The following is a 5,676-nucleotide window of genomic DNA, read 5'->3' as shown; positions in this document are numbered from 1 at the left end:
CAGCATGTGGGAGAGATCTGGGGCTACCGGGTAGAAGGGTTGTTCCGGTCGCAAGAAGAGATCGCCAAATCGCCTTCGCAGTCAAATATTCCCAATACCAATACAAGGAAAAATTATGTTGGGGACCTCAAGTTTAAAAACCTGGACGGCGATGACCAGATCTACCAGGGACTGAACCGGGTTGGCAATTCCGGCGACAAAACCATCATCGGTAATAAAGAACCGCGCTATACCTATGGATTCAACCTCAATGGCGACTGGAACGGCATTTTCTTATCCGTTTTCTTCCAGGGTGTGCTGAAGCAGGACTACTATCCTTCGCCCGAAGCGCGTTTCTGGGGCCAGTACAACCGTCCTTACAATGCTTACCCACGTTGGCAGCAGGATAATATGTTCAGGGAAGAGCTCCAGAATTTTGATGCATACCTGCCCAGGCTTGTGGGGTATATTGCCCAGGGAACCGGCAGGGCATTGAATATACCCAATGACCGCTTTCTGCAAAATGCCGCTTATATCCGTTTGCGAAACCTGCAGGTAGGTTATACATTGCCCAACAGCCTGGTATCGAGGATACATGCCACCAGCCTCAAAGTGTATTTTTCCGCGGAAAACCTGTGGACATGGTCGCCCATGTACAAATGGACGAAGGATACGGATGTAACCAATATCTACGGCTCCGACCGCGATTTGAGTGGCGGTACCAGCGGAGATGGTTACAACTATCCGATGCTCAAGGTACTTTCATTGGGGTTAACCTTAAATTTCTAATCTTATAGTTTAATATATTATGAAGACATTCTATTATTATACCTTGATGGTCGTTGCTGTTATGTCGTTTACAGCCTGCGACCTGGAAGAAATCCCTGTTGACACTGCCACCAACCAGGCTATTTTTGGGTCAACAAGCGGTATGGAGTTGTATACCAATTCTTTTTACGACATTTTGCCCAATACGGATGTGGGGGTATTTCAGGGTGATGATGTATCGGACCTGGTAGCCCGTAATGGTGTAGACGATTTTCTGGCAGTAGGCGCATTAAGCCCTGTAACAAGTTCGGGATGGAGCTGGAGCAATCTGCGCAACATCAACTACTTCATTGAAAACGCCGAAAATAGCACGGTGGCGGGGAAAGAGCATTACCTGGGTATTGCTCATTTTTTCCGCGCATTGTTTTATTTTGATAAGGTTCAGCGCTTTGGCGATGTGCCGTGGATTGACAAAACAATAGAGGTAACGGATAGCATTACACTGGAAGGTCCACGTACCAGCCGCTTTGAAGTAATGGATAAAGTGCTGTCCGACCTGAATTACGCCATTGAGAACATCACGCTTACTTCCGATCCAACCTGCACACGCATAACTCAAAACGTAGCAAGAGCATATAAAACACGCATATGCCTTTACGAAGCATCGTTGCGGAAGTACCATACCAGCTATAATATGCAGGGCACTGCCGGTACATGGTACCAGGAGGTAGTGAATACAGCCAACGACATTACCGGGTTTATACTGCACAAGGGAGCTGCAGACGACCGCTCTTACAGGGAATTGTTTATAACAAGGAACCCTTATACAGATGAAACCATCCTGGCTGTGGCGTTAAATGCCAGTCTGCAGGTGTTTAGCTCTGCAAACCGTCGTTTCATAAGCCCTACTTACGGAAACCGGCCAAGCCTTACGCGCCATTTTGTAAATACCTATCTCAACCTGGATGGTGAACCTTTTACCGATGATCCCGCTTATAAAACAACTACTTTTGACGAGGAAGTGAAAAACCGCGACCTGCGGCTGAAACAAACCATCCGGCTGGGTGATTATCGCAGAACCGAAAATGCGGTGCCCGTTATTGCACCGCCTAATTTTAACCAAACAGTTACCGGTTATCAACCCATAAAATGGTGCTACGATGAGCGTTTTCCTTATGATGATGAAAGCCGAAACGACAATGCACATATCATCATGCGCTGGGCTGAAGTACTGTTGAACAAAGCCGAGGCGATGGCCGAGCTGGGAACCATGACTGATGCCGACTGGGCTGCTACCATCGGCGCATTGCGTGAACGCGCCGGTATTACAGGGCCAACACTTACCAGCATGCCTGCCAGTGCAGACCCCTACCTGGTGGATTATTATAAAGGTAAATTTACCGATCCTGTTTTACTGGAAGTTATGCGCGAACGCGCTGTTGAGCTGGTTTTTGAAGGACTTCGGCCGGATGACCTGAAGAGATGGCATATTGGAGAATTGTTCGAGGAAGCTCCCATGAATGGCATGTATGTACCTGCATTGGGTGAGTACGACCTGAATGAAGACGGCATTAATGATGTTGTATTTTACCAGGGTACGAAGCCTGCGGGTTCCAATCCTACTATTGCTTTTGTTGATGTAAGCCCCTCGTCGGCCGCAGGCCGCATACAGCTTTCCAATGGTACATCGGGTGAAGTATTGTGGAATCCGGGAGTAAGGGAATGGTTAGACAAAAAATACCTGTACCCGATACCCGAAGCCGATCGTACGATGAATCCTGCTTTGGGACAGAACCCGGGATGGGAATAGTTAACGGTTTAATTTGAAATTTGAAATCTTAGATTTGAAATGCGGTCGGTATGCAACCGCAGGGAGCGTCAGATCGCATAGCGAACGGATTCAAATTTTAAATCATAAATTGTTCGTGCACTGTGATTTTTCACGGGAGGAAGCCAATGGATGTTTTATATTTAACTTAGCAATAAGGGGCTGTTTTTAAAGTGAATTAATTTGCCACAAAGACGCTAAGGCACGAAGTAAATAAAAACCTGGATCAGGATTTTGTGTCTTGGCGTTTTAGTGGCATATCTCCTGTACCGGTTCTTTTGAGACAGCCAGTTTTTTCTTAAAAAATTAATAAAACCAAAATGAAAAGAATTGTTTTAACCTTGCTTGTTTGCTTTTGTATCCAGCTTGCTTTTGCTCAAAAAAATACACCGGTGGTCATTGCCACTTATAATATCCGTTACAACAACGCCCACGACAGCTTAAATGCCTGGCCGAACAGAAAGGAAAATGTTAAGGCATTGATCCGGTTCCACGAGTTTGATATTTTTGGCACGCAGGAAGGGTTGATAGAGCAGATCAACGGCATTTCCGAGCTGGAAGCATATGCACGCACCGGGCATGGGCGCGATGATGGTAAAGAAGCCGGTGAACATTCGGCTATCTTTTATAAGAAGGACAGGTTTAAGCTGCTGGAATCAGGTGATTTCTGGCTGAGCGAAATACCCGAAAAACCAGGCAAGGGCTGGGATGCCAAATGCTGCAACCGTATTTGTTCATGGGGGAAATTCCAGGACCAGCAAACCCGAAAAACATTTTATTTCTTCAGCGTTCATTTCGATCACCAGGGCGTTATAGCACGCAGGGAATCGGGTAAGCTGATGGTTAAAAAAATACAGGAGATCGCAAAAAATGCCCCGGTGATTTGTGTGGGTGATTTTAACTCCACTCCCGAGACAGAACAGATCAAAACCATGCAAACCATACTAAATGATTCCTATAAAGTAACCCAGGATCCTCCCTATGGTCCGGTTGGAACGTTCAATTCTTTCAGGTTTACCGCGCCCATGAAGAACCGCATTGATTATATTTTTGTGAGCAAGGGCATAAAAGTATTGAAGTATGGCGTGCTTACAGATGCAAAAGACCAGCGTTATCCTTCCGATCATCAGCCGGTGATGATCAAAGCGGTGATCAATTGATAAAATATCTGAGTATCGCCTCCGCGATCAGTGCATGCCCCTTTTCATTGGGATGATTGATCTGCGACATATAAGCATTCAGGTCATTGCCCGGATCTGCAACCTGTTTAAATGCGGCATAGCTGTTTGCGAGGCCTATGCTGTATTTTTTTGCCAGGGATCTGATCTGCAGGGCATGCTTTTCCAGCACGTTCCCGGGCTCAGAAATATGAACGCTTGTGTCGGGCGATGGCGTTAGCAGTATGATCTTGATATTTTTTTCAAGTGCCTGCCTGATCATCGCTTCCCAGGCTGATTTCGATTTATCGAGGCCAATACCGCGATCATTCAATGCATAGTCTATGAACAGCACATCCGGCTTATGGATCAGCACATCCTTTGCAAATCTTTTGCTACCGCTTTCGGAGTTTTCTCCGCCAATAGATGTGTTTATAATATTGATAACTGCATACGGATATGCTGCCTTTAGCGCTTTCAGCACCTGGTAAGGATAGGCTTCCAGTGTATTCACAACAGGTGTTTTAAAATAACCTGCCGGAACAGAATGCCCGTGAAATACAAGGTTGATCGTGTGGTTATCGGGCCATTCTTTTTTGAGTGAAGCTTTTATTTCATCCAAATAAGTAGCAGGATCTGCAATTTCTTTTTCAACCGGGGCCTGGTAAGAGCTCAGAAAGAAGAGTGCCAAAAGTAAATAAAGATTTTTCATTGTGTTATAGTTGTTTTATTAAGCGTTGAACGTGCATTTAGCTTTAGATCTTCGAATTTTATTTGGTTCTGGTGTTGAGTTAATTATAATATGTCGTTTGCCCGGGTAAATGGTCAACGGCCGATAGTGAACTCATTCACAATTCACTATTCACAAATTGATGCGGCGTATTATGGTTGACGTAACACTAATTATTTGATCATTTGTATTTCTCCGGATTTCGGATTTCCGGCTGCGGTTTTCCAGATGCTGTGCCCGGCGTCCTCGCCCGGCACTTGTTTATTATCGCCTCCCGGCGATTGCAATTTACAGTATCGCCCGGCGATATGGTAATCGTTTGTGGCGAAGACGCCACAAACAGCGATAGTTGAGACTGCATTTAGCGTAGAATTTTATATTAGAATTTTATCCGCCACAGCGGACAGGTTTGGTTCCTGTTTTTTGTTATTTATCCTTTGTATCCCTCCGGATTTTCGAATTCCCGGCTTCGGTTTTAACTTTAATCCCATTTACTTCACATATTCTTCATGCCTGGTATTGAACTGTATATAAAAATAACCTTATCTTAGAACCCGCTTACATTTAGTTTTACAAATTTGTATATACCGGAAGCTGACATGAAAAACCGGAAGATAAAGTGATTGCGACGCAACGATGCTGCCATAAGATATGTAGCCGGTATATTATAAATGGATCATTTTAAAAACCAGCTTCCCGGAAATGAAATCCTCACTCCCGTTTATTGTACTTTTATTACAGCTTTCTTTTTTGAACAATGTATATGCCGGCAAAAACCATACAATTGAAAATGACACTCCGGCAATACGCACCATTATTGTAGTATTTGATGGCTTACGGCCGGATTATATCAAACCCGAATGGATGCCCCGCTTATATGCATTCAGTAAAAAAGCAGCCTATGGTAAAGACAATCATAGTGTGTTCCCCACCGTAACAAGAGTAAATGCCGCTTCGTATGCCACAGGTTCTTACCCGGCAGCGCATGGTTTAATGGGCAATGCCATATATCTGCCGGGAGTAAACGCTCAGAAAAGCTTAAGCACGGGGAATGCCGGTAATCTCAGTCATATCATGGCTGCTACTTCCGGCAAATTGCTCACTGCTCCTTCACTGGGCGAATTGCTTCGGGCGGAAGGTGAAAAAATGTTTGTATACAGTTCCGGTACAACCGGACAGGCATTCCTGCAAAATCATACGGTTAATGGCGCTAT

The 5,676-nt window shown here is 44.9% G+C and carries 4 protein-coding genes and 1 pseudogene; 4 read left to right on the top strand and 1 reads right to left on the bottom strand.

The annotated features are described in order from the left end of the window. From PLH26_RS19665 to PLH26_RS19655, 3 genes and pseudogenes are all read left to right on the top strand, one after another. A pseudogene (locus tag PLH26_RS19665) lies at positions 1-768 on the top strand (SusC/RagA family protein); the annotation flags it as partial. A gap of 19 nt (positions 769-787) precedes the next feature. Beyond that, complete coding sequence (locus PLH26_RS19660; protein ID WP_324587727.1) at positions 788-2,557, top strand: RagB/SusD family nutrient uptake outer membrane protein; 1,770 nt, start codon at positions 788-790, stop codon at positions 2,555-2,557. Between the two features lie 338 nt (positions 2,558-2,895). Beyond that, complete coding sequence (locus tag PLH26_RS19655) at positions 2,896-3,735, top strand: endonuclease/exonuclease/phosphatase family protein (protein ID WP_324587726.1); 840 nt, start codon at positions 2,896-2,898, stop codon at positions 3,733-3,735. Here the strand turns inward: PLH26_RS19655 and PLH26_RS19650 are convergent. Then, a complete protein-coding gene (locus PLH26_RS19650) occupies positions 3,728-4,444 on the bottom strand; it encodes an SGNH/GDSL hydrolase family protein (protein WP_324587725.1) in 717 nt (238 codons plus the stop codon). The genes PLH26_RS19655 and PLH26_RS19650 overlap by 8 nt on opposite strands. Positions 4,445-5,164: 720 nt before the next feature. On the opposite strand from PLH26_RS19650, the gene PLH26_RS19645 reads away from it, so the two are divergent. After that, positions 5,165-5,676 (top strand): alkaline phosphatase family protein (locus PLH26_RS19645; RefSeq protein WP_324587724.1); only part of this gene is annotated, 512 nt, incomplete at its 3' end.

Origin of the sequence: Agriterribacter sp. (genome assembly GCF_035444585.1) — a bacterium.
Lineage (GTDB): Bacteria > Bacteroidota > Bacteroidia > Chitinophagales > Chitinophagaceae > Agriterribacter.
This window is presented reverse-complemented; position numbering and strand designations above follow the sequence as displayed.

Bases quoted from the DNA above. Each gene is read 5' to 3' on its own strand.
- PLH26_RS19660 (WP_324587727.1), top strand. From the start codon at position 788: ATGAAGACATTCTATTATTATACCTTGATGGTCGTTGCTGTTATGTCG.
- PLH26_RS19655 (WP_324587726.1), top strand. From the start codon at position 2,896: ATGAAAAGAATTGTTTTAACCTTGCTTGTTTGCTTTTGTATCCAGCTT.
- PLH26_RS19650 (WP_324587725.1), bottom strand. From the start codon at position 4,444: ATGAAAAATCTTTATTTACTTTTGGCACTCTTCTTTCTGAGCTCTTAC.